Origin of the sequence: Pontixanthobacter sp., assembly GCF_049682855.1 — a bacterium.
Lineage (GTDB): Bacteria > Pseudomonadota > Alphaproteobacteria > Sphingomonadales > Sphingomonadaceae > Pontixanthobacter.
This window is the reverse complement of sequence record NZ_JBAUIK010000008.1, coordinates 162,941-185,157: the sequence shown is the minus strand read 5'-3', so window position 1 is coordinate 185,157 and position 22,217 is coordinate 162,941. Positions and strand designations below refer to the sequence as shown.

General features: G+C 58.1%; 20 protein-coding genes and 1 tRNA gene. 12 read left to right on the top strand and 9 right to left on the bottom strand.

Annotated features, from left to right (window positions below):
• The first annotated feature begins 54 nt into the window (after nt 1-54).
• A complete protein-coding gene (locus tag WA922_RS04680; protein WP_424770515.1) occupies nt 55-1,932 on the top strand; it encodes a cation:proton antiporter in 1,878 nt (625 codons plus the stop codon).
• Between the two features lie 14 nt (nt 1,933-1,946).
• Nucleotides 1,947-2,543, top strand: a complete 597-nt coding sequence (locus WA922_RS04675) for an OmpA family protein (protein WP_424770514.1) — start codon at nt 1,947-1,949, stop codon at nt 2,541-2,543.
• Here the strand turns inward: WA922_RS04675 and WA922_RS04670 are convergent.
• Genes WA922_RS04670 through cysD form a run of 3 tightly spaced genes read right to left on the bottom strand, consistent with a single transcriptional unit; the run spans nt 2,540 to nt 6,150 of the window.
• Nucleotides 2,540-3,301 carry a 3'(2'),5'-bisphosphate nucleotidase CysQ gene (locus WA922_RS04670; RefSeq protein WP_424770513.1) on the bottom strand — a complete coding sequence of 254 codons (762 nt, stop codon included), beginning with the start codon at nt 3,299-3,301 and terminating at the stop codon, nt 2,540-2,542. The two genes, WA922_RS04675 and WA922_RS04670, sit on opposite strands and share 4 nt — an antisense overlap.
• Nucleotides 3,302-3,316: 15 nt before the next feature.
• The gene (cysN, locus tag WA922_RS04665; protein WP_424770512.1) at nt 3,317-5,239 is read right to left on the bottom strand and encodes a sulfate adenylyltransferase subunit CysN; all 1,923 of its coding nucleotides are present in this window, start codon (nt 5,237-5,239) and stop codon (nt 3,317-3,319) included.
• Nucleotides 5,239-6,150, bottom strand: coding sequence for a sulfate adenylyltransferase subunit CysD (cysD, locus tag WA922_RS04660; RefSeq protein WP_424770511.1), 912 nt, complete (start codon nt 6,148-6,150; stop codon nt 5,239-5,241). Before cysD ends, cysN begins: the two co-directional genes overlap by 1 nt.
• A 209-nt stretch (nt 6,151-6,359) precedes the next feature.
• On the opposite strand from cysD, the gene WA922_RS04655 reads away from it, so the two are divergent.
• Both WA922_RS04655 and WA922_RS04650 read left to right on the top strand, forming a co-directional pair.
• Nucleotides 6,360-6,433 (top strand) — tRNA-Gly (locus WA922_RS04655).
• A gap of 146 nt (nt 6,434-6,579) precedes the next feature.
• Nucleotides 6,580-8,568 carry a DEAD/DEAH box helicase gene (locus tag WA922_RS04650; RefSeq protein ID WP_424770510.1) on the top strand — a complete coding sequence of 663 codons (1,989 nt, stop codon included), beginning with the start codon at nt 6,580-6,582 and terminating at the stop codon, nt 8,566-8,568.
• 27 nt (nt 8,569-8,595) lie between these two features.
• On the opposite strand, the gene panC is transcribed toward WA922_RS04650, so the two are convergent.
• A complete protein-coding gene (gene panC, locus WA922_RS04645) occupies nt 8,596-9,486 on the bottom strand; it encodes a pantoate--beta-alanine ligase (RefSeq protein ID WP_424770509.1) in 891 nt (296 codons plus the stop codon).
• A gap of 94 nt (nt 9,487-9,580) precedes the next feature.
• On the opposite strand from panC, the gene WA922_RS04640 reads away from it, so the two are divergent.
• The 5 genes from WA922_RS04640 (at nt 9,581) to WA922_RS04620 (ending at nt 15,645) form a co-directional block, all read left to right on the top strand.
• Entirely contained in the window at nt 9,581-10,372 is a 792-nt protein-coding gene (locus WA922_RS04640; protein ID WP_424770713.1) for a division plane positioning ATPase MipZ, read from the top strand.
• A 65-nt stretch (nt 10,373-10,437) separates the two neighbouring features.
• The gene (locus WA922_RS04635; RefSeq protein ID WP_424770508.1) at nt 10,438-10,710 is read left to right on the top strand and encodes a molecular chaperone DnaJ; all 273 of its coding nucleotides are present in this window, start codon (nt 10,438-10,440) and stop codon (nt 10,708-10,710) included.
• Between the two features lies 1 nt (nt 10,711).
• Nucleotides 10,712-12,115, top strand: coding sequence for a phosphoglucomutase/phosphomannomutase PgmG (gene pgmG / locus WA922_RS04630; protein WP_424770507.1), 1,404 nt, complete (start codon nt 10,712-10,714; stop codon nt 12,113-12,115).
• Between the two features lie 30 nt (nt 12,116-12,145).
• A complete protein-coding gene (locus tag WA922_RS04625; RefSeq protein WP_424770506.1) occupies nt 12,146-13,000 on the top strand; it encodes a DUF2059 domain-containing protein in 855 nt (284 codons plus the stop codon).
• A 185-nt stretch (nt 13,001-13,185) separates the two neighbouring features.
• Nucleotides 13,186-15,645 (top strand): ligase-associated DNA damage response DEXH box helicase, encoded by a 2,460-nt coding sequence (locus tag WA922_RS04620; RefSeq protein WP_424770505.1) that lies wholly within the window; start codon nt 13,186-13,188, stop codon nt 15,643-15,645.
• Between the two features lie 115 nt (nt 15,646-15,760).
• On the opposite strand, the gene WA922_RS04615 is transcribed toward WA922_RS04620, so the two are convergent.
• From WA922_RS04615 to WA922_RS04600, 4 genes are all read right to left on the bottom strand, one after another.
• Nucleotides 15,761-16,210 carry an ExbD/TolR family protein gene (locus WA922_RS04615; protein ID WP_424770504.1) on the bottom strand — a complete coding sequence of 150 codons (450 nt, stop codon included), beginning with the start codon at nt 16,208-16,210 and terminating at the stop codon, nt 15,761-15,763.
• A 38-nt stretch (nt 16,211-16,248) separates the two neighbouring features.
• The gene (locus WA922_RS04610; RefSeq protein ID WP_424770503.1) at nt 16,249-16,791 is read right to left on the bottom strand and encodes an ExbD/TolR family protein; all 543 of its coding nucleotides are present in this window, start codon (nt 16,789-16,791) and stop codon (nt 16,249-16,251) included.
• An 87-nt stretch (nt 16,792-16,878) separates the two neighbouring features.
• Entirely contained in the window at nt 16,879-17,658 is a 780-nt protein-coding gene (locus tag WA922_RS04605) for a MotA/TolQ/ExbB proton channel family protein (RefSeq protein ID WP_424770502.1), read from the bottom strand.
• 77 nt (nt 17,659-17,735) lie between these two features.
• On the bottom strand, nt 17,736-18,422 hold the full coding sequence (locus WA922_RS04600; protein ID WP_424770501.1) for an energy transducer TonB: 687 nt from the start codon (nt 18,420-18,422) through the stop codon (nt 17,736-17,738).
• A 335-nt stretch (nt 18,423-18,757) separates the two neighbouring features.
• Here WA922_RS04600 and WA922_RS04595 point away from each other — a divergent pair, with 335 nt between their 5' ends.
• The 3 genes from WA922_RS04595 to WA922_RS04585 all read left to right on the top strand — a co-directional run bounded on the left by WA922_RS04595 (nt 18,758) and on the right by WA922_RS04585 (nt 21,681).
• Complete coding sequence (locus WA922_RS04595; RefSeq protein WP_424770500.1) at nt 18,758-19,603, top strand: hypothetical protein; 846 nt, start codon at nt 18,758-18,760, stop codon at nt 19,601-19,603.
• 306 nt (nt 19,604-19,909) lie between these two features.
• Nucleotides 19,910-20,329, top strand: coding sequence for an acyl-CoA thioesterase (locus tag WA922_RS04590; protein WP_424770499.1), 420 nt, complete (start codon nt 19,910-19,912; stop codon nt 20,327-20,329).
• 26 nt (nt 20,330-20,355) lie between these two features.
• Nucleotides 20,356-21,681 (top strand): homoserine dehydrogenase, encoded by a 1,326-nt coding sequence (locus WA922_RS04585; protein WP_424770498.1) that lies wholly within the window; start codon nt 20,356-20,358, stop codon nt 21,679-21,681.
• 31 nt (nt 21,682-21,712) lie between these two features.
• On the opposite strand, the gene WA922_RS04580 is transcribed toward WA922_RS04585, so the two are convergent.
• Complete coding sequence (locus WA922_RS04580) at nt 21,713-22,162, bottom strand: hypothetical protein (RefSeq protein ID WP_424770497.1); 450 nt, start codon at nt 22,160-22,162, stop codon at nt 21,713-21,715.
• Nucleotides 22,163-22,217 lie beyond the last annotated feature (55 nt).

Below are 22,217 nucleotides of genomic sequence, written 5' to 3'. Positions count from 1 at the left end.
CCCAGACCGATAGGCACGGCACTATACACAGGAGGGCGCGGCAAGCCGCATTCAATGCAAGAGCAAGCACTCGTCATCGCACTCGTCGGGGTGCTGGGTATCGGGGCCCAATGGCTCGCCTGGCGTACCGGCTGGCCGGCCATTGTCCTGATGCTGGCTGCCGGCTTTCTGGCCGGCCCCGGCGCAGAGTTTGCGTTTGGCTCGAGCCTGTTTGATCCCGAACATGCCTTTGGTGATCTGTTAGAGCCGATGGTTGCCATCGGCGTTGCCCTGATCCTGTTCGAAGGCGGCCTCAGCCTGAACTATAAAGAATTACGCCATGCCGGTGACGGGGTTTTGCGGCTGGTCATTCTGGGTGTTCCGATCGGATGGTTTCTGGGCGCGATGTCCGCTCACCATATCGCTCTGCTGGATTGGCCGGTTGCCGTCCTGTTCGGGGGAATTCTGGTGGTTACCGGACCGACGGTGGTCATGCCTTTGCTGCGCCAGTCTTCCGTTCAGCCGCGTCCGGCTGCGATTTTGAAATGGGAAGCGATCGTCAACGATCCCATAGGCGCATTATGCGCTGTGATAGCATTTGAATATTTCCGCAAATTGACGGAGATACCCGATGCCACATTGATGCAGGTCGTTCCGCCGATGATTATCGGTGCCATCATTGCGGGTCTGATCGGTTATGCTGCGGCGCGCGCGATTGCATGGGCATTTCCGCGCGGAGCCGTGCCGGAATATCTCAAAGTTCCGGTCCTTCTTGCAACGGTCATCGCGGTGTTTGTACTCAGCAACCAGATCGAGCACGAAGCGGGCCTCGTCGCGGTTACCGTAATGGGTATCGCGCTGGCCAACATGAACGTCTCCAGCCTGCGCAGCATTCATCCGTTCAAGCAGAACATCGCCGTGATCTTGGTATCGGGCATATTCATTCTGCTGTCCGCGTCGCTTGATATTGCCGAATTGAAACCGCTCAACTGGTATATTGTCGCCTTTCTGTTTGCGCTGCTGTTTTTTGTTCGCCCGGCAACAATCCTGCTTAGTCTGGCATTCAGCACGGTGCCCTGGAACGAGCGCCTGTTTCTGGCATGGATCGCCCCGCGCGGGATCGTGCTGGTGGCGATCTCCGGTCTGTTTGCGCTGCGTTTGACCGAGCTTGGCTATGCTGATGGAAGTATCCTTATCGGGTTGAGCTTTGCAGTGGTTGTCGCCACAATTATGGCACACGGCTTTACCGTCGATCTGGTGGCACGCTGGCTCAAGATCAAAGGCGATACGCGCCCTGGCCTGCTGATTGTCGGCAGCACGCCGTGGAGCATCCAGCTGGCCGAGCACATGCATTCGCTGAAAACGCCGGTCATGGTGGTCGATTCAAGCTGGCAACGCCTTGCCCCGGCGCGCAAGAAAGGTCTGCCATTCTATCATGGCGAAATTCTGAACGAAGCAACCGAGCATAATCTTGATCTTGCGCCGTATCAGAGTCTGGTCGCAGTGACCGATAATGAAGCGTATAATGCGCTCGTCTGCAATGAATTTGCTCACGAAATCGGTCGCGATTCTGTCTATCAATTGGGTGCATCGGCGCATGAGGATGACAAGAAGGCAATCCCGCCATCGCTGCGCGGCCGGGCCTTGTTTGAATCGGGCTTCGGTGTCGCTGATGTGGGTGAGCGACAGCAAAACGGATGGATATTTCGTAAGACCACCTTGTCGGACGAGTTCTCATTTGAAGATGCGCAGGCCAAAATGCCGGCCGACGCGCATATGCTGTTGCTGATCCGTGCGAGCGGCACGATGCGCTTTTTCACCCATGCGGCCCGGCCAGAACCGCGATCTGGCGACACGATTGTCACCTTCTCGCCGCCAAAAACCGAAATGGCGCAAACCGATTCGCCAAGCAAGACACAACCAAGCCTTGCACCAAAACCCCAAACACCATGATGAGGACATTGCCTATGATCATGCGTATGAGCACGCTGGCCGTTACCGTTCTGACCGTGGCAGCCTGCAAACCCGCACAGGACACAGAACCCCAAACGCGCGCCGCGGATGCGCCAGAACCGATCTCGATTGTCCGTGCCGATGCCGATATTGACCTGCCCGTACCCGAAGCCGTTCTGGAACCGCTCGAATTGACCGTTCCTTTCGCCGATGGCGGCGATGCACTGAGCGGCGATGCGCGGGAGGTGCTGGACAGGCTGATATCATCGGAGGAGCTGGCGGCGGGCGGCGTGATAACTCTGCGCGGCCACACCGATGCCGCCGGGAGCGATACCGCCAACCTGCGCGCTTCCCAAGGGCGGGCCGATGCGGTGGCAGACTGGCTGATGGAGAAAGGTGTCGCGCAAAGCCGCATCCGGACGATCGCATTTGGGGAACAGAACCCGGTCAAACCGAACGCCTTGCCCAATGGCGAGCCGGACGAGGCAGCCCGCGCTGCCAATCGCCGGGTTGAAGTGATGGTTTCGATCCCCGAGGATGCCACCGCGCAATCCAGCGATCAGGGCGCGCCAACCAGCCTGGTTGAACAGGTTGCGTCGGGTGAGAGCTAGCTCTCTAAAGCACTGACCAGAGCCAGCACCTGCCCAGCCAGTTCCGGGCGGCAGATCAACAGGTCGGGTAGATAGGTATCGCGCTGATTATATAATAAGGGTGACCCGTCTATCCGGCTGCAATGCAGACCATGCGCCCTGGCGACTGCCACCGGTGCGCAGCTGTCCCATTCATATTGTCCGCCAGAATGAAGATAAATCTCCGCCTCCCCGCGTACGACCGCCATCGCCTTGGCCCCGGCTGACCCCATTGGAACCAGTTCGCCGCCAAGCGCCTCGGCCACGGCGACAGCCTCCTTCGCGGGGCGTGTGCGGCTGACCACCAATCTGGGCGGCCCTGAATGCGCGGACGCTGCTGTGCACTGTGCGCTATACAGCACTGTGCCGCCATCATATCCCGGAAGCGCGACGGCCCCTGTATGTGCGGCACCATCAATGGCCAGACCCACATGGACCGCCCAGTCGGAGCGTTTTTCGCCATATTCGCGTGTGCCATCTACCGGGTCGATGATCCACACGCGTGATACAGAAAGACGGTCCGCGGTATCTTTGCTTTCCTCTGACAGCAAACCATCATCTGGCCGCAATGCGCGCAGCGCATGCATCAGGAACTGGTTTGCCGTCTGATCACCCGCTTGACCCAACGCCTTGCCAGAAAGGGCGCCGCTGTCACGCACCGTCAGCAGGATATCTCCCGCAGTCCTGGCGAGATGCCTTGCCAGCTCACTGTCGTTCAGGCTGCTGATGTCAGCGTTCATTGCAGTCCCCACCGGTCACTTAAGCGGCATGATCTGGCTAATGACATAGTCGGCGGCTTCATCGACTGTCATCTCCACCGTATTGACACGGATTTCCGGCGCGGTCGGCGCTTCATATGGACTGTCGATGCCGGTGAAGTTCTTCAGCTCTCCGCTACGCGCCTTCTTATACAGCCCTTTCACATCACGCTTTTCAGCAATCTCGAGCGGAGTATCGACGAAAATCTCGATAAATTCGCACACATCCATCATGCCCCTTACCATATCGCGTTCCGCACGGAAGGGGCTGATAAAGGCCGTCAGCACGATCAGACCGGCATCGGTCATCAATTTGGCGACTTCGCCCACGCGGCGTATGTTTTCGATCCGGTCGGCTTCGGTGAAGCCAAGATCCCGGTTCAGCCCATGACGGACATTGTCCCCGTCCAGCAAGAATGTGTGCCGGTTCATCAGGTTCAACCGCTGCTCCACGGCATTGGCGATGGTCGACTTGCCCGAGCCGGACAGCCCGGTGAACCACAGCACGCGCGGTGTCTGGTTTTTGATATCGGCATGGTTGTCACGCGTGATCGTGGTGGCTTGCCAATGGACATTTGATGCGCGGCGCAGGCTGAAATTCAGCATTCCTGCGCCTACGGTTGCATTGGTGATCTTGTCGATCAAGATAAACCCGCCCAGCGAGCGGTTATCGGCGTAAGGTTCAAAGGTGATCGGCCGGTCAGTGCGAAGCTCCGCCACGCCAATGGCATTCAGCGCGAGCGTCTTGGCAGCCAGCTGTTCCATCGTGTTGACGTTGATTTCGTATTTCGGTTCCTGCACCGATGCGGAAACCATCTGACTGGCCAGTTTGAGCCAGTAACCGCGTCCTGGTTTCAGCGCGTCTTCATCCATCCACACGATGGTTGCCTCGAACTGATCGGAGGCCTGGGGCGGGTCATCTGTTGAAGCGATAACATCGCCGCGACTGCAATCCACTTCATCATTGAGAATAAGAGTGACCGATTCGCCCGCCACCGCTTCGGTAAGCTCGCCATCGAATGTCACAATGCTTTTCACCGTACTCGTTTTGCCGGAGGGAACGATGCGCACATTATCGCCCACGGCGACCGTGCCGCTGCCGATCAGGCCACAGAACCCGCGAAAGTCGAGATTGGGCCGGTTGACCCATTGCACGGGCATACGAAACGGTTTCTGCTGGGCCGCGGCATTGGCAATCTCGATTGTTTCGAGATGCTCGATCAATGCAGGCCCGGTAAACCACGGGGTGTTTTCTGATGGTGCGGCGGTAATATTATCGCCCTTAAAACCAGAGATCGGGATGGCGGTAAAGCCTTCGATCCCGATGCTCTTTGCAAACGCAGAATAGTCGGCCACAATCGCGTCAAAAGCCCGTTGGTCATAACCGACCAGATCCATCTTGTTTACCGCCAGCACCAAATGTTTGATGCCCAAAAGATGCGCCAGATAGGAATGGCGCCGCGTCTGCACCAGCACGCCCTTGCGCGCATCAACCAGGATAATCGCGCAATCAGCGGTGGATGCGCCGGTCACCATATTGCGGGTATATTGTTCGTGCCCCGGCGTATCGGCAACAATGAACTTGCGCTTGTCCGTCGCGAAAAACCGGTAGGCCACATCAATCGTGATGCCCTGTTCGCGTTCTGCGGCCAGCCCATCGACAAGCAGCGCGAAATCAATCGCCTGCCCCTGCGTACCGATTTTCCTGCTGTCGCTTTCCAGCGCGGCCAGTTGATCATCAAAGATCATTTTAGAATCGTATAGCAAGCGCCCGATCAGAGTGCTTTTTCCATCATCAACGCTGCCGCAGGTGATAAAGCGCAGCAGCGATTTGTTCTGATGCTGATCGAGATAGGCATCAATATCACCCGCGATCAATGCGTCGGTTCTATAGGCGCTGTCGCCAGGCGTCTGGGCCATCAGAAATAGCCCTCTTGCTTCTTCTTCTCCATCCCGGCACCGCCTTCATCGTGATCGATAACCCGGCCCTGGCGTTCGCTGGTGGTGGTGAGCAGCATTTCCTGAACCACGTCGGCCAATGTGGCCGCTTCGCTTTCTACCGCGCCGGTTAGCGGGAAACAGCCCAGCGTCCGGAACCGGACGGACCGCTCGGTAATGTGCGGCTTATAGCCCATAACCCGTTCGAGCCGGTCCAGATCATCGGCCATAAACAGGCCGCCCTCATATTCGAATGTCGGACGCGGGGCGGCCAGATATAACGGCACGATTTCGATAGTCTGCGCCATGATGTACTGCCAGATATCCAGCTCGGTCCAATTGCTCAGCGGGAATATGCGGATGCTTTCCCCCTTGGCCTTTCTGGCGTTGTAAAGATTCCACAATTCCGGCCGTTGCTGTTTGGGGTCCCAGCCGTGATTGGCGCTGCGGAAGCTGAAAATCCGTTCCTTGGCGCGGCTTTTTTCCTCATCACGGCGTGCGCCGCCAAATGCAGCATCAAAGCCGTAATGATCAAGCGCCTGTTTCAACCCTTGCGTTTTCCACATATCGGTGTGAATCGCCCCGTGATCGAACGGATTGATCCCGCGTTCCTGCGCTTCGGGATTTTGCCAGACAAGCAACTCCATCCCCGCATCAATGGCTGATTTCTCGCGCAGTTCATACATGTCCTGAAACTTCCAGGTCGTGTCAACATGCAGCAACGGAAATGGCGGCGGCGCGGGATAGAAAGCTTTTTTGGCAAGATGCAGCATGACGGCGCTGTCCTTGCCAACGGAGTACAACATGACCGGCCTGGTCGCCTCCGCAGCAACCTCGCGCATTATGTGAATGCTCTCGGCTTCTAACCGTTGCAGATGAGTCAGGCGGCGCATGGCGTATTATCTGTCCAGCTATGGGGGATTGTATCGGCCCGCTCCCGATAAACGGTTGCGGCGGCGGATACCAACCCAGTTTTGCTTTTGACAGATAAGGGCAGGCTGTTGACCGGCCGCGGAACGGCGCAGCTTATTTTTGCTACTGATCAAACCAAAGATTGACGAATCCGCATGGTTAGTGGCAAGCGCGCATACTCACAGAGCGGGCGGGTATAGCATAGTGGTAATGCTCTAGCCTTCCAAGCTAGCTAGAGGGGTTCGATTCCCCTTACCCGCTCCAAATACCCCATCGATCGGGGGCCCTTCGCAGTTGCACAAAAAGAGCAAGCCAAATGGCGTTGTTATGTGTATGGGCGGAGTTTATCCGCTGCGAGGTGCAGCCAACCGGATATGCTGCAGGCAGTCTGTCCAGACATTGCGAGACTCATGAATTTTTCCCAATTGCCGCCAATTCTTGGCGAGGCACTGGCCGAACGCGGCTATGAAACCCCCACCGCTGTGCAGGCGGCTGTTACCCAGGATGAAGCGGCTGGCCGCGATCTGATTGTCTCGGCCCAGACAGGATCGGGTAAAACCGTCGCTTTCGGTTTGGCGATGGCTGATCAACTGCTCGGCGAGAACGGCCAAATTGCATACGGTATCGCGCCCATATCGCTGATTATCGCGCCAACGCGCGAGCTGGCGCTGCAGGTTAGCCGCGAACTGGTGTGGCTCTATGGCAAGGCAGGCGCACGGATTGCAACCTGTGTTGGCGGAATGGACGCATCAAAAGAGCGCCGGTCTTTGCGCGGCGGTGCGCAGATCGTGGTCGGTACACCGGGCCGCTTGCGCGATCACCTGGAGCGCGGCGCGCTTGACCTGTCGGACCTCAAAGCCGTTGTCCTCGATGAAGCGGACGAAATGCTCGATATGGGCTTTCGCGATGATCTGGAAGCCATTCTGGACGGCACGCCGGAAGGCCGCCGGACCTTGCTGTTCTCGGCCACCATGCCAAAATCCATCGTCTCGCTGGCGCGGCGGTATCAGGACAATGCGCTGCGTATCTCCACGGTTGGTGATGATCGCGGGCACGGCGATATTTCCTATCAGGCAGTCACTATCTCACCGTCTGAAATTGAAAATGCGGCGGTCAACCTGCTCCGTTTTCACGAGGCGGAAACGGCCATTCTGTTTTGCGCCACCCGCGATGCGGTGCGCCGTCTGCACGCGACATTGCAGGAACGCGGATTTGCCGTGGTTGCTTTGTCGGGTGAACATTCGCAGCAGGAACGCAACCAGGCGATGCAAGCCCTGCGTGACCGGCGCGCGCGCGTATGTGTGGCGACCGATGTTGCCGCCCGCGGGATCGATTTGCCCACGCTCAGTCTGGTCATCCATGTTGAAGTCCCGCGCGATGCGGAAGCTTTGCAGCACCGTTCTGGCCGGACCGGGCGCGCCGGCAAGAAAGGTACGGCGGTCATTCTGGTACCATACCCGCGCCGCCGCCGGGTCGAATCAATGCTGCGCGGTGCCAAGATCCAGGCGGATTGGGTCGATGCGCCGACACCGAAAGATATTCGCAAGCAGGACCGCGAGCGGTTGATGGAGATGCTGCTGGCTCCGGCAGAGATTGATGAGGAAGATCGCACTCTTGCAACGCGTTTGATGGCAGAGAAATCGCCAGAAGATATCGCGGCGATGCTGGTCCAGGCGCACCGTTCCAAAATGCCGCAACCGGAAGATCTTATTCCCAACACACCCGAAGCGCGCAAAGACGCGCAAAAGGAACGCCACCGTCCCGGCTTTGAAGATATTGCGTGGTTCCGCATGGATATTGGCCGCAAGCACAATGCCGATGCGCGCTGGATCTTGCCGCTCATCTGCCGCCGCGCCCATGTCACGCGTAATGAAATTGGCGCGATCCGGATTGGCGGGAACGAGACGTTTTTCCAGATTCCCACCAGGCTGGCGGACAAGGTTGCAGATGCAATCCAGCGGACAGCGGCGTCCGAAGATCAGGAACGTCCGGTGTTTATTGAACGCTCCGATCACGGCCCGCGTATGGAAGCGCGGCAAAACCGCAAGGGCGGACCCGGCGATCATGCCGGTGGCCGGTCTGACCGGAAACCTTACGGCAAGCGCGGGGGTTCAAATGGCGGTTTCGGCGGGGGCGCCGGTGATAAACCGTTCAAGAAAAAGCCGTATAAAGCAAATGATAGCGGTTCCACGGGTGAAAGCGGCCGTGAGAGCGGAGGCGACGGCGCCATTCGTCCCGGAAAATGGGACCGTGATAAAGCTGGCGGTAGATCATCTGGAAAACCGGGCGGAAAAAAGCCGGTCAAGCAGCGCGGCCCGCGGGTAGAACGCGGCGCGGCTGGCAAAGCGGCCCCCAAGAAACATCGCAAAGGCGGTAAGCCCCCTCCGCGATCTAGTTAGGCCCCGCTCAGATTAAGCCCGCTCTGATTAAGCCCGTCCAGACTGGGCTCGTTCAGACTGGGCTTTTCCGGCCGCCATATTGTCGATGAGCCGCGTGCCACCAATCCGCGCTGCCACCAGTAAGCGGGCGGGGCGGCCGGTTAATGCATCGAGCGGATCCAAGCTTTTGGCATCTGCCAGGCTGGCATAATCGACTGACTGGAAGCCTGCGCTAATAAGCGCAGCTTTCAGCGCGGAGAGCGCCTCCTTAACCGGATGTCCTGCTTCGATTTTTGCGATCGCCGCTTTCATGGCGTTGGGCAGTGTCACCGCTGCGGCGCGGCCTTTAGCCGTTAAATAGCGGTTACGGCTGCTCATGGCCAAACCGTCTGCCTCACGCACGGTGGGCACGCCGATGATGGTGTCCGCCAGAGGAAGCGTGAGATCAAGATCACGCGCCATTTGCCGGATCACGGCCAATTGCTGCCAGTCCTTCTCGCCAAAAAATGCAAGGTCCGGGCGCACCTGATTGAACAATTTGCATACGACTGTCGCCACCGCGTCAAAATGGCCGGGCCGGTCTGCCCCGCACAACCCGTCGCCGATATGCGCGACATGGATGCTGCTGGCAAAGCCGTCAGGATACATTGCCTCCACACTGGGTGCCCACAGCGCGGCTGTCCCTTCTGCGGCCAGCATCGCTGCATCCTCGGCCAATTGGCGCGGATAGGCGTCCAGATCTTCATTCGGGCCAAACTGCGCCGGGTTGACAAAGATGGTTGCGATAACGTGATCGGCGCGTGCTTTTGCGGCGCGGACCAATGTCAGATGCCCGTCATGCAGCGCGCCCATCGTCGGCACGATGGCAATGGTTTCGCCGCCCTTGCGCAGATCGCTGACGGTTGTTCTCAACATGTCCAACTGACTGATAATTTGCACGCTGCCCAACCCTCCGGTATCAAATGCGCGATCGTCTGTAGCGCCGCAACAGGCCGCTAAACAACCACAATACGGGATTACAGTTTTGGCTGATATTCAACCCCACCGGATCACTTTCGCCAACGAAAAAGGCGGAACGGGCAAATCGACCACGGCGGTCCATGTCGCGGTGGCGCTCGCCTATAGCGGGGCGAAAGTGGCGGCCATCGATCTTGATCCGCGCCAACGCACCATGCATCGCTATTTTGAGAACCGGGCCGAGACGCAGGCGCGCCGGAGCATCGACTTGCCGACTGCCCGCTGCGAGGTGTTTCGCGGTGAAACCATTGCCGAATTTGACGCGATGGCCGCACAAGCGAGTGCCGGAATGGATTTCCTGATTATCGACACGCCGGGCCGCGATGATGAATTTGCACGCCATGCCGCGACGGAGTCGGACACGTTGGTGACACCCATGAATGACAGTTTTGTCGATTTTGATCTGATTGGCCAGGTTGATGCGGAAAGTTTCAAAGTCCGGCGTCTGTCCTTCTATGCTGAACTGATCTGGGAAACGCGCAAAACGCGCGCGATGCAGCGGCGCAAGGAAATTGACTGGGTGGTCGTGAGAAATCGCGGCGGTCATACCGAGGCGCGCAATATGCAGCGGATCGAGAAAGCCCTTCAGGAACTTTCCAAACGCGCCGGGTTCCGCGTGGCAAAGGGGCTGTCGGAACGGGTGATCTACCGCGAACTGTTTCCATCGGGTTTTACATTGCTGGACAGGGGGCATCTGGGGGAACTGGGCACAAGCCATCTGGTTGCCCGGCAGGAAATGCGCTCGCTTTTGGCGAGCCTCAATCTGCCAGCCAGCGTGGCAGCGGAACCCAGGCTGGAACTGGCGTAAAGAGGGGCGATGCGCGGATGCTGAAGTTTCTGTTATTCGCAGCTCTATTGTGCGGGGCCTGCCGAATGATATTCGGCAAATGGCCGTGGCAGCTCGCCCAAACGCACAGCACCCGCTCGCAGGCCTTGCGTCACGCCAGAACGCTGCTCGGCGTTCGCAAGAATGCCACACGTACCGAGATATTACGGGCTCATAAACACTTGGTTGCTATGGTCCATCCGGACCGCGGCGGAACCAGCACCCAGGTGCATGAAGCCAATGCCGCGCGCGATATGCTGATAGATGAACTGCCCAATCCATCCCCCCAGGATGATGGGCCAACCGGTAGAGACAGATAATATGAGCCACACTTTCGATCCGACCGTCCTGCGCGAATACGATATTCGCGGTATTATCGGCGAGACTTTGGGAGTGGAGGATGCGCGCGCTATCGGGCGCGGTTTTGCAACCCTGCTCACCCGTGCAGGCGGAAGGATAGTGGCGGTTGGCTATGATGGCCGCACCAGCTCACCCATTTTGGAGCAGGCACTGGTCGAGGGGCTCAATGCCAGCGGCTGCGATGTCGTGCGTGTGGGCATGGGGCCAACCCCGATGCTGTATTACGCCGAAGCCTCAGACGAACAGGTGGATGGCGGCATTCAGATAACCGGCAGCCATAACCCCGCCAATTATAACGGCTTCAAAATGGTATTTCAGGGCCGCCCGTTTTTTGGGGAGGATATTCTTACGATCGGCAAAATGGCCGCAGCCGGTGACTGGGATGATGGAACCGGCACATCCAAAACCCGCGACATTATGGGCGCATATATCGACCGGATGCTGCAGGGGCTGGAGGGGGTAGACCTGTCGGCCATGTCCAATCTCAAAATCGCATGGGACAATGGTAACGGCGCGGCGGGCCCCGCTTTGGAGGCTCTTGCGGCGCGCCTTCCGGGCGAACATCATTTGCTTTTCACTGAAGTTGATGGAAATTTTCCCAATCATCACCCTGATCCCACGGTTGAGGCCAATCTGGAGGATTTGCGCGCTGTGGTCGCGGAAAAGAACCTCGATTTTGGTGTAGCTTTCGACGGTGACGGCGACCGAATCGGCGCAATTGACGGGCAGGGCCGCGTGATCTGGGGTGACCAGTTGCTGATGATCTATGCCGAGGATCTGCTCGCCCGCATGCCCGGCTCCACCATTATCGCCGATGTGAAGGCGAGCCGCGCTTTGTTTGATCACGTCGCGCAGCATGGCGGCAAGCCGGTAATGTGGAAAACCGGGCACAGCCTGATAAAGTCCAAAATGAAGGAAACAGCATCGCCGCTGGCCGGCGAAATGAGCGGGCACGTATTTTTCGCCGATGACTATTACGGTTTCGATGACGCGCTATATGCCGGCATCCGGTTGCTGTTGGCCTCCGCCCGGCTGGGCAAATCGGTAACCGACCTGCGCAGCGCGATGCCGGAAATGATCAATACGCCCGAAATGCGCTTCCAGGTGGATGAAAGCCGCAAATTCGCCGCGATTGACGAGGTCAAGGCCCGTTTGGCAGATAGCTCTGCGATGGTGGACGGTACGGACGGCGTCCGTGTGACCAATGATGACGGGTGGTGGCTGCTGCGCGCATCGAATACGCAAGATGTGCTGGTCGCGCGCGCAGAAAGCGAAACTGAGGCAGGTCTGGACCGGCTGATGGCGCAGATTGATGAGCAGCTGAGCCTGTCGGGCCTTGAACGCGGAGAGAATGCGGGGCACTAACCAGTTGGATATTCTATAGGGGCTGACAGCATGATAAGAACACTCACCGCATCGATTGCCGCCGTTACATTGACGTTTGGTCCGCCCGTGGCCGCCCAGACCGGATCAGAAACGAATGAAGCGGCGGAAGTGATGGCCCTGCTGGGCGATATGTTTCAGGCTGATCCTCTGACGGCAGAGCAAGAGGCGCTGTTGCCGCTTGCGCTGGTCACGGTTGACCAGGTGTTTCCCGAAGGGACTTACCGCACGCTCATGGAAGAAACCATGCAGCCGATGTTCGACAGCATGTTTGGCACGATGGGCGAGTGGCCGGTTGCCACATTCGCGCGCATCGGAGGTTTGCCGGATGATGAGGTTGCCGGTTTAGGCGACACAACCTTGCAGGAAATAACCGAGATCGTTGACCCTGCCTTTGGAGAACGGACGCGGTTGAGCGGTCAGGCTGCGGTCGAAATGATCACCAATCTGGTGGATCAGATCGAACCGTCTTACCGTGCCGGGCTGGCGCGGGCCTATGCGGTTCGGTTCACCCGAACGCAATTGACCGAGCTGAACGCTTTTTTTGAAACCCCCACCGGCAAGTATTACGCTGGCCAGTCGATGCTCATTTATGCCGATCCGCAAGTGATGGCGGCAATGAACGAAATGATGCCCGCGATGATGGAAATGTTGCCGGCCATGATGGCAGAGATGGAAACACGTACCGCTGCTCTGCCCGCGCCGAAAACCTATGATGATCTGACTGCGGACGAGCGCACGCGCCTGTCTGAATTGCTGGGAGTGAGCGAGGGGGATCTTGAGCATAATATGCAATCAAACCACAGCGTCATCGATACCGTGGTTGAGGATTCCGCTGACGAACAGACGGATAGTGGCTCCGAATAGGTCTGGTCGCTTATTCGTGCATATCGGTCTTTCCTAATCGCGGTAAAGCTGCTCAGATCGGGCGGTTATGCAGCATGCGATCCCAGACTTTCAATCGGCCGTTTCCATTGGGTGTGCGGGCAGATCTGACGTCTCGTGTTTGTACTGTGTCCCATGTGTCCCTTTCCTACAGATAAATCCGCCTTATGACGGGTGAGAAACGCATTCCTGCAGAGATTGAGGCGTGGTTTGCGCGGCGCGGTTGGCGCATTCGGGACCACCAGCGGGATATGTTCGCGGCATCTGTGGCTGGCCGCCATGCAATGCTGGTCGCCGATACGGGGGCAGGTAAGACGCTGGCCGGTTTTATTCCGACTCTGGCCGATTTTTGCCCTTCGGCATTGGGCGATGACAGCCTTTTGCAGGACACTTTGCACACGCTTTATATTTCTCCGTTAAAGGCGCTGGCGCATGATGTGCAGCGCAACCTTGTGGCTCCGGTGGAAGAGATGGGGCTGCCGCTGAGGATCGAAACGCGTAGCGGCGACACGCCGTCTGATCGCAAAAAACGGCAACGCAGCAAACCGCCGCACATATTGCTGACGACCCCTGAGTCGCTTTCTCTGCTGCTATCTTATCCCGACAGCTTTCTGATGTTTGCCGGTATGAAGCGGGTGGTGATTGACGAGGTGCACGCGTTTGCAACCGGCAAGCGGGGGGACCTTTTGGCTCTGGCGCTATCCCGCTTGCAGGCCATTGCGCCTGACATGAAGCGCGCCGCCTTGTCAGCGACTGTCGCGCAGCCATCTGCCTATCAGTCATGGCTGGCCCCGTGGGGCGATATAGACAGTGTCGCTCTGGTTGAAGGCGAGGCAGGGGCGCAGCCGGAATTGGACGTGCTGTTGCCGCTTGCGGAGCGGGTGCCGTGGGGCGGCCATGCGGCGACCTGGGCCATCCCGCAGCTGATCGAAACGATCACCGCCAACCGGACGACCTTGATCTTTACCAACACGCGCTTTCTGGCGGAATTTATCTTCCAGAGCCTGTGGGACGCCAACGATGCCAACCTGCCGATTGGGGTTCATCACGGGTCACTCAGCGCGGAGGCGCGCCGCAAAGTAGAAGGCGCGATGGCGCGCGGTGAGCTCAGAGCATTGGTGGCAACGGCCAGCCTCGATCTGGGTGTCGACTGGGGGGATATTGACTGTGTGGTGCAAATGGGTGCGCCCAAGGGGTCATCGCGGTTGCTCCAGCGTATCGGACGCGCCAATCACCGGCTGGACCAGGCAAGCCGGGCCTTGCTGGTGCCGGGCAACCGATTCGAATTTCTGGAAGCGATGGCGGCGAAGGATGCGGTGGAGGCGGGCCAGCGCGATGGCGAGGATTTTCGTGATGGCGGACTGGATGTTCTGGCCCAGCACGTGATGGCCTGCGCCTGTGCCGGTCCGTTTGACGAGGATGCTTTGCTGGCGCAGGTGCGCTCGTCGCTTCCCTATGCGTGGGTCGACCGGGATATCTGGCAGCGCGTTTTACGCTTTGTGGAATCGGGGGGGTATGCGCTGCGTGCCTATGACCGGTTCAAGCGTATTGTGCGCGACCAGGATGGTATATGGCGGCTCACCCATCCCGAGCACGCGGCGCGGCACCGGTTGAATGCGGGTATCATCATTGATGCAGAGATGCTCAATGTCCGGTTTAAGAACGGGCGATCGTTGGGGCGCGTCGAGGAAAATTTTGGCGCGGCGTTGGCAGCGGGCGATACGTTTTTCTTTGCTGGCACCAGTTTGGAAGTGGTGCAGATCAAAGATATGGATCTGGTGGTGCGGGCATCATCCAAAGCCGCGATGATACCTTCATATGGCGGCGCGCGGATGCCGCTGAGCACGCATCTGGCGAACCGCGTTCAGGCACTGCTGGATGATCGGGCGGGCTGGGGGCGTTTTCCCGACGATGTGCGTGAATGGCTGGAAGTGCAGGATTATCGCTCGGTCCTGCCCAGGCCGGGACAGTTGCTGGTGGAAAGCTTCCCGCATGCGAAGCGGCATTACACGGTCTATTACACGTTTGAGGGATGGAATGCGAACCAGTCGCTCGGCATGCTGATTACCCGCCGGATGGAGGATCGCGGGCTTCAGCCAGGAGGGTTTGTCGCCAATGACTATTCGCTGGGGGTGTGGGGGCTGAGGCCGGTGAGTGATCCTGCGCCCTTGCTATCGCCCGATATCTTGACCGACGAATTTGTGGATTGGGTGCAGGAATCGCATTTGCTGCGGCGGGCTTTCCGCGAAGTTGCGGTTATTTCAGGCCTGATTGAACGGCAGCATCCCGGCAAGCGCAAATCGGGCAAGCAGGTAACATTCTCGACTGATCTGATTTACGATGTGCTGCGCAAGCACGAGCCGGATCATGTCCTGCTCGAGGCGGCTTGGGCGGATGCCCGCGCGCGGATGACCGATGTTGGCCGCCTGGCAGATCTGCTCGAACGATCAGCACACCAGCTGCATCACGTCACGCTGGACCGGGTCAGCCCGCTTGCTGTGCCGATCATGGTGATGATCGGCCGTGAAACTGTCCCGCAAGGTGCGATTGATGATGCTCTGCTGTTGGAGGCGGAACGTCTCGCAGATGCGGCGATGGAGGTACGGCGCACCAGACCCGAGGATTAGGCGCCTTCGACCCCGTCTCACGATGGAATGGATGCGGATGTGGAGGAAAATGTAGATGTAAGGCACAAAAAAGGGGCAGATCGCTCCGCCCCTTTTCAGATAGGAATATCTACGCTTATTGTGCGGGAGCAACGCTTCCGAATGAGCGGTATTTCTCGTTACCGACGAAGCCGAATTTCGACACGCCGGAAATCTTGATCACATTCAACACCCGAATGGACAGGTCGTAACTGGCACTCGGCTCAGGTTCAAACTGCAGCTCCGGCTCTGGGACGATCGTTTTGGTGATGTTGAGATTGCGGACCAGTTCCGACTGATCGATAGTATTACCATTCCACAATATCTGATCAGTCTGCGTAAGAACGATCTTGTTTTTGATCGGATCAATCTCATTCTCCGGCGGAGGGTTGGGATTGGGTTGCGGAAGATCAATATCCACCGAGTGCGTTGCTACGGGAATCGTAATGATGAACATGATGAGAAGAACAAGAAGGACGTCGATAAGCGGCGTCGTATTCATGTCCATCATCGGCTCGCCATCGTCTTTGCCGCCTGACATTGCCATTGTGGTTTACTCCTGAATTACTTGCGTTCCGAAACCGATTACCCGTTGGGGTCAACCGGATTGGAAATGAAGCCTACGGTCGGATAGCCGGCCGCCTGCACGTTGTAGATTGTACCAGCAACACAGCGCCACGGTGCATTGACATCACCGCGTATATGCACCTGCGGGATAAGCTCCGGATTATCCATGATCGCATCCACCCCGCCAGCACTTTGAACGATTGAATCGAGACGCTGGAAAGCTTTGTCATACAATTCCTGCGAGCTGACAGGTGTGATATTGTTGAAATATACCCGGCATTCGCCTTCGCGGGTTGCGCCATCAAACGCTGTATCGACAGTGTCCGCCGTACGGCCCGCAGCATCGGTAGTCGTCACGGTAATGAGCAAGTTTTCAACTTTATCTTTGGACTCAGTGGTTTCCAAAACCGGAATCTTGAGTTCTTCGATATTCTGGATCGCGACCGGAACCGCGATCAGGAAGATGATCAGGAGAACCAACATCACGTCCACCAGGGGCGTGGTGTTGATGTCTGACATGGGGCGCTCTTCGCCGCCGCCGCCGCCTGCTGAAATAGCCATAACTAAATCCTATCTTTGCTATTCGTGTTCAAGCCGGAAAGACAGCCGGGCGGATGTGCCTCTTGGCCAGCCCGCCCGGCACAGGTCTTATTTCTTGGCTTGCACACCGCCAGCCGTTGTCGCTGGTTTCGCAGGAGCAGGTTTCTTGGCGGGCGCTTTCGCAGTCATCACTGCCGGCTTCACTTTGCCGCCGGAATTGATGTTTGCGAGAAGATCGGTCGAAAACCCGCTGAGCATCCCGGAGATGCGCTTGTTACGGGCAGACAGCCAGTTGTAAGCAAGAACCGCAGGAACAGCCACAAGCAGACCAATAGCGGTCATAATCAGGGCTTCACCAACCGGACCGGCAACCTTATCGATCGAAGCCGAACCAGCGAGGCCGATATTGATCAGCGCGCGGTAAATACCGATAACGGTACCGAGCAGACCAACAAATGGCGAAGTCGCACCAACCGATGCGAGGAACGGCAGACCGCCAGCCAGCTTGGCGTTGATCGACGCTTCGGAACGCGCGAGTGAACCGTGAAGCCAGTCATGCGCCTCCAGGCTGTCTGTCATTTCACCGTGCTGCGCATTGGCGGCGAGCGCATCATCGACCAACTGGCGCCACGCGCTGTTCTTTTCCAGTTTCGCGGCCCCTTCCTGGAGCGAACCCGCACGCCAGAAATTAGTGCGTACGGCGTCATACTGTTTCATCACCTTTTGCTGCTCAAGCAGCTTTGTGATCAAGATGTAGAACGAACCGATCGACATAATCACAAGCACAGTGAAAATTGACCAGGCGATAACGCCGCCCTGGTTCATGGCTTCCCAGAAGCCGAATTGGTTCTTTACGTCGGCTGCTGCCGCTAGAAGTTCGATAGTCATTGCGAGTTTCCTCTCAGAAAGAAGCGTAATTTAAGTAATGAATAACTGGACCGACCCCTTGCCGGCCCAACTGAGTATTATTCCGGAATTTCCCAACGCACGGCGCTTGACCATGTGCCAGCCACTTCCCGATTATTGCCGTCGGTAGCGGCATTGAAACGCCCCCGGCGGGTGATGAGGTTACAGGTCGTCTCGTCCAGATCGCTGTGTCCGCTTGACCCGGTGATCTGGCAGTTGGAAACGCGCCCGTCAGCAGTGACGCTGACACGGAACCGGGTGACGCCTTCACGCTCTTCCCGTAGCGCGCGTGACGGATAATCACGCGGGCTGGCCCACCGTCCAGGATTGCCACGCGGGGTGGGTTCCTTGGGCTGGAATGCCGGCGGCGGCGGCGGCGGTGGTGGTGGCGGTGTCCCAACCGGGGCTGGCGGCGGCACGCGTACTGCAACCGGCGCTGGCGGTGGGATAGTAGGCTGTGTCCGCACAGTCGGCGGAGTTACCGACACATTGATTGGAGGCGGCGGCGCAACGATTGGCGGCGGCGCAGTTTCCGGCACTTCCTCTGGGGGTGGTGGCTCTTCCTCCGGTTCCGGTTCTGGTTCCGGCTCGTCAATATCCACTGTCGTAACGCGCTCGACAACCTTCTTGATGCCTTCATAGGCAAGTCCGGTTACGAGGACATATCCGATAGCGATATGGATCAGCGCCACGATGATTATGGCGATAATCTTGTTACCACTCATCTGTTGGTCAGCATAAGCCATTCAGTCGCATCACTCCATAATATCAGCGCCAGGCAAAGCCCGGCTGTTTATCCCTTGGCACAATTTCCAATCGTGCCAGAGTCTAATCCTGCTTGTCCACCCCAACCGGTCATCAAGGTTTGGCGGGCGTTTGGCCTACCGGATCCCCAAAGACCCGGTTTGGGCCAGCTGACGGGTATTATTTTTTATTTTCCGTTGCTGTGTCGATCTTTAGCTATGATGCGAAGCAGGGGCAATCGCTTTATCGGTTAACGCACAATTCACAGATTGCTCCGCTATACAGACGTAGCCAGAGTGTGATGGCTGCGCGAATAAAGGTCTATAACAGTTTGAAAATGAGATATAAATTGGGAAAATACGCGGTCGTGCTGCTGGCGTTGATCGGCGGGCCGTCTGCATTTAGCGCCGCTGCAGCACAAGAATATAATCAGATGCAAATTGCAACCTATGCCGATCTTGTCGATCTTGCGGACGAGGCTGACCTGGTCGTGCGTGCACAGATTCGCAAACAGGCCGAATTGGAGCCGGAACGGGCCCCCAATGTTCGCCCGGGATTTACGCGTCTGTATATAGAGGCGGAAACCGCTGCCCTGATCAGCGGCTCCGTTCCGATCGGCGAATCTCTGCGTTATCTGGTGGATGTGCCCCTTGACGCGAAAGGGCGCGCGCCGAAATTGCGCAAGCAGGAGGTCCTTTTGTTCGCGCGTACTCCGGCCGCACGGCGCGGAGATATCCAATTGATTAATCCCACTGCCCAGCTTGCTTGGAGCCCCGCGCTTGAAGCGCAGTTACGCCCCATCCTTGCTGAACTTGCGGCATCCCAAGCCAAACCGGCCATCACCGATATTCGCGATGCCCTGTCAATTGCCGGCAATCTGGCGGGCGAATCAGAAACGCAGATATTCCTTTCAACCGTCAATGACGGCCTGGTTTCGCTGACCGTCATCCGGCGCCCGGGACAGGCGCCGATGTGGGGCGTGTCCTGGTCAGATATCGTCGATCAAGCCGCGCGCCCTCCGCAGAAAAACACGTTGGAATGGTACCGGCTGGCGTGCTTCCTCCCGGCAACGCTGCCGCCTTCGGCCAATCTGGCCAGCGATTCGCAGTCAAAAATGCGCGCCGAGGATGATTATCGCTTTATCCTTGAGCGGCTGGGCCCATGCCCGCGTAACCGCGCTTAGCCCCCCCCCCCCCCCCTTCCAGACCGCCGCTCCAGACCCCCGCTCCAGACCGCCGCTCAAATCAACGCTCATCATCGCTCAGGCCACCGGCCAGATTGTCTGGTCATATTATGGTGATAGCCAGCCAGAGTAACAGCTAGAGTAACAGGCAGAGTAACAGCTAGAGTAACAGGCAGAGTAACAGCCACAATACCAGGCAGGATAACAGGCGGGGTAACAGGCGGGATTGAGCGCGCAGAGATAGTTTGGGGGCAGCCAAAGAATTTGTGGTTCCGCAGCGCCTGCTTCCCGGTCTAAGAGGCGCATATGCCTGAATGTTTCACTCACCGTTTCCGTGTCCGTTATGCAGAACTTGATCCGCAAGGCGTGGTGTTCAATGCGCGTTACCTTGAATATGCCGATCTGGTGATCACCGAATATTGGCAGGCCCGCAATATTCGCGCCTTTGGGGACGGCGCTCTGCAATTTCATGTCGCCCATGCGTCGGTGAATTTCCGCAAACCGATCCGTTCATTGGAAATAATCGAAGGGCGTGCGCGTACCACCCGCTTCGGGCATAGCAGTATGACTACGGCCATTGAGCTGCATGGGACCACCGGGTTGCAAGACATGCATAGCTGCGAAGATGACCTGCGGGCTGACATTGAACTGGTCAACGTGCATGTCGATCTGGCGACCGGTCACTCTCTTCCCATTCCCGATTCCGTCCGTAACGCGCTGGCATAATTGTATATCTTTCAAAGGAACCCGTCGTGACCCATCACTCTAGCGTTGCCCCGCTGCGGATTGGCCTGGCCGGTATCGGTACGGTTGGCGCGGGTGTTATTCGCCTGCTGAAAGCCAATGCCGATCTGGTCGCCGCACGTGCCGGCCGGCGGTTGGAAATCGTTGCAGTCAGTGCGCGTGACCGGAGCCGCGATCGCGGTGTCGATTTGTCTGGCTATGCCTGGGAAGATGATATGACCGCTCTGGCTGCGCGCGGCGATATCGATGCGGTGGTGGAACTGGTGGGCGGGTCTGATGGCCCTGCGCTTGCTCTGGCGCGCGGCGCCATCGCTGGCGGAAAAGCGCTGGTCACGGCCAATAAGGCGATGGTCGCCCATCACGGGCACAGCCTTGCGGTTGCAGCTGAAAATGCCGGGACTGCGCTAAAATTCGAGGCCGCTGTGGCGGGCGGAATTCCCATCGTTAAAGGTTTGCGTGAAGGGGCTGCGGCCAATGCCATTGAGCGGATTTACGGCATTCTTAATGGCACAGCGAATTATATCCTGTCGGCAATGGAGCAGACCGGGGCCGATTTTGGCGCGACCTTGCAAGAGGCACAGGCGCTTGGCTATGCCGAGGCTGATCCAACCTTTGATATTGAAGGGGTGGATGCGGCGCATAAATTGTCGATACTGTCGGCGATTGCCTTTGGTACACAGATTGATTTCGCTGCGGTCGACTGCGCCGGTATTTCTGCTGTGCGCGCAGCTGATATCGCTCAGGCGGATGCGCTGGGCTATGTGATCCGGTTGATCGGCATGGCCGATGTGGACCGCACTGCCGACGGGTCTGCGGTATTGCTGCAGCAGGTAAAGCCATGTCTCGTGCCCAAGGGGCACCCGCTGGCGCATGTCACTGGCGCGACGAATGCCGTGGTTGCAGAGGGGAATTTTTCCGGCAGGTTACTGTTTCAAGGCGCTGGTGCCGGAGACGGTCCAACCGCGAGCGCGGTGGTGGCTGATCTGATCGACATTGCCCGCGGAGAAGCCGGTAGCCCGTTCTCCATTCCGGCCGAGCAACTGATCCCGATGCAGCCCGCGCAATCGGATCACCGGACAGGGCAGGCCTATCTGCGCTTCACTGTAACCGACCGGCCCGGCGTTCTGGCAGAGATCACGGCGGCGATGCGCGATGCCGATGTTTCGATTGAAAGCCTGATCCAGCAAGGCCGCGCGCATGATGGCGGCGAGGTACTGGTCGCAATGGTCACGCATGATGGGCCGGAGGGTAATATTAGCAAGGCCGCCGAATTGCTCAGTGGTTCGGCCAGCCTGACCGCGCCGCCTTTGATTATGCGGCTGCTGGGGGAGTAGTATTGCTCCCAATAGCGGAACTTTGGTCGCCTCAGGGAGAAGGTATTTCGCCCTTGGCAATTTTGTCAGCGTCTGATCCCTCCGGCGCCTGAGGCAAAGCCGTCACGTCGATAATAAGTGCGGGCGGCGGCGGAGCGCCAAAGCTGAAAGAGGGCGGTCCTCTGAAAATTCCCGGCCCGGCCACATCGGGCGCACGCGGCAGGCCGTCGTCAAGCGCCTCTTCCGAGGTGGGATCCAATTCGGCAGTGGATTTGACGCGAAACGCGGACTGGTCTCCATCATTGTCTGCGCATACGACAATTTCATCCCCGTTTGCAGGATCGCATTTTTTGTCTGGTTCCGGCGGGCCATAGGCGGCCTCCGCATTGGCCAGCGCGTCTTCTGCGGTAATCTGGCCCTGATTTTGCGCCGTCGCCTGGGCGGCCGCAGCCGACAGCAGCAGCATTGATAGGGGGACACCGCGTAAGGCGCTTCTCGACATGGTAACACTCTCTGGTTAAGCGCATTGTACGATTTACCCACAGCAGCCCAAAGGG

Bases quoted from the DNA above. Each gene is read 5' to 3' on its own strand.
- WA922_RS04610 (WP_424770503.1), bottom strand. From the start codon at position 16,791: ATGGCTATTTCAGCAGGCGGCGGCGGCGGCGAAGAGCGCCCCATGTCA.
- WA922_RS04680 (WP_424770515.1), top strand. From the start codon at position 55: ATGCAAGAGCAAGCACTCGTCATCGCACTCGTCGGGGTGCTGGGTATC.
- WA922_RS04590 (WP_424770499.1), top strand. From the start codon at position 19,910: ATGCCTGAATGTTTCACTCACCGTTTCCGTGTCCGTTATGCAGAACTT.
- WA922_RS04580 (WP_424770497.1), bottom strand. From the start codon at position 22,162: ATGTCGAGAAGCGCCTTACGCGGTGTCCCCCTATCAATGCTGCTGCTG.
- cysD (WP_424770511.1), bottom strand. From the start codon at position 6,150: ATGCGCCGCCTGACTCATCTGCAACGGTTAGAAGCCGAGAGCATTCAC.
- WA922_RS04635 (WP_424770508.1), top strand. From the start codon at position 10,438: ATGATATTCGGCAAATGGCCGTGGCAGCTCGCCCAAACGCACAGCACC.
- WA922_RS04650 (WP_424770510.1), top strand. From the start codon at position 6,580: ATGAATTTTTCCCAATTGCCGCCAATTCTTGGCGAGGCACTGGCCGAA.
- WA922_RS04615 (WP_424770504.1), bottom strand. From the start codon at position 16,210: ATGGCAATGTCAGGCGGCAAAGACGATGGCGAGCCGATGATGGACATG.
- WA922_RS04600 (WP_424770501.1), bottom strand. From the start codon at position 18,422: ATGGCTTATGCTGACCAACAGATGAGTGGTAACAAGATTATCGCCATA.
- WA922_RS04670 (WP_424770513.1), bottom strand. From the start codon at position 3,301: ATGAACGCTGACATCAGCAGCCTGAACGACAGTGAGCTGGCAAGGCAT.
- cysN (WP_424770512.1), bottom strand. From the start codon at position 5,239: ATGGCCCAGACGCCTGGCGACAGCGCCTATAGAACCGACGCATTGATC.
- WA922_RS04605 (WP_424770502.1), bottom strand. From the start codon at position 17,658: ATGACTATCGAACTTCTAGCGGCAGCAGCCGACGTAAAGAACCAATTC.
- WA922_RS04595 (WP_424770500.1), top strand. From the start codon at position 18,758: ATGAGATATAAATTGGGAAAATACGCGGTCGTGCTGCTGGCGTTGATC.
- WA922_RS04625 (WP_424770506.1), top strand. From the start codon at position 12,146: ATGATAAGAACACTCACCGCATCGATTGCCGCCGTTACATTGACGTTT.
- WA922_RS04675 (WP_424770514.1), top strand. From the start codon at position 1,947: ATGATCATGCGTATGAGCACGCTGGCCGTTACCGTTCTGACCGTGGCA.
- WA922_RS04620 (WP_424770505.1), top strand. From the start codon at position 13,186: ATGACGGGTGAGAAACGCATTCCTGCAGAGATTGAGGCGTGGTTTGCG.
- pgmG (WP_424770507.1), top strand. From the start codon at position 10,712: ATGAGCCACACTTTCGATCCGACCGTCCTGCGCGAATACGATATTCGC.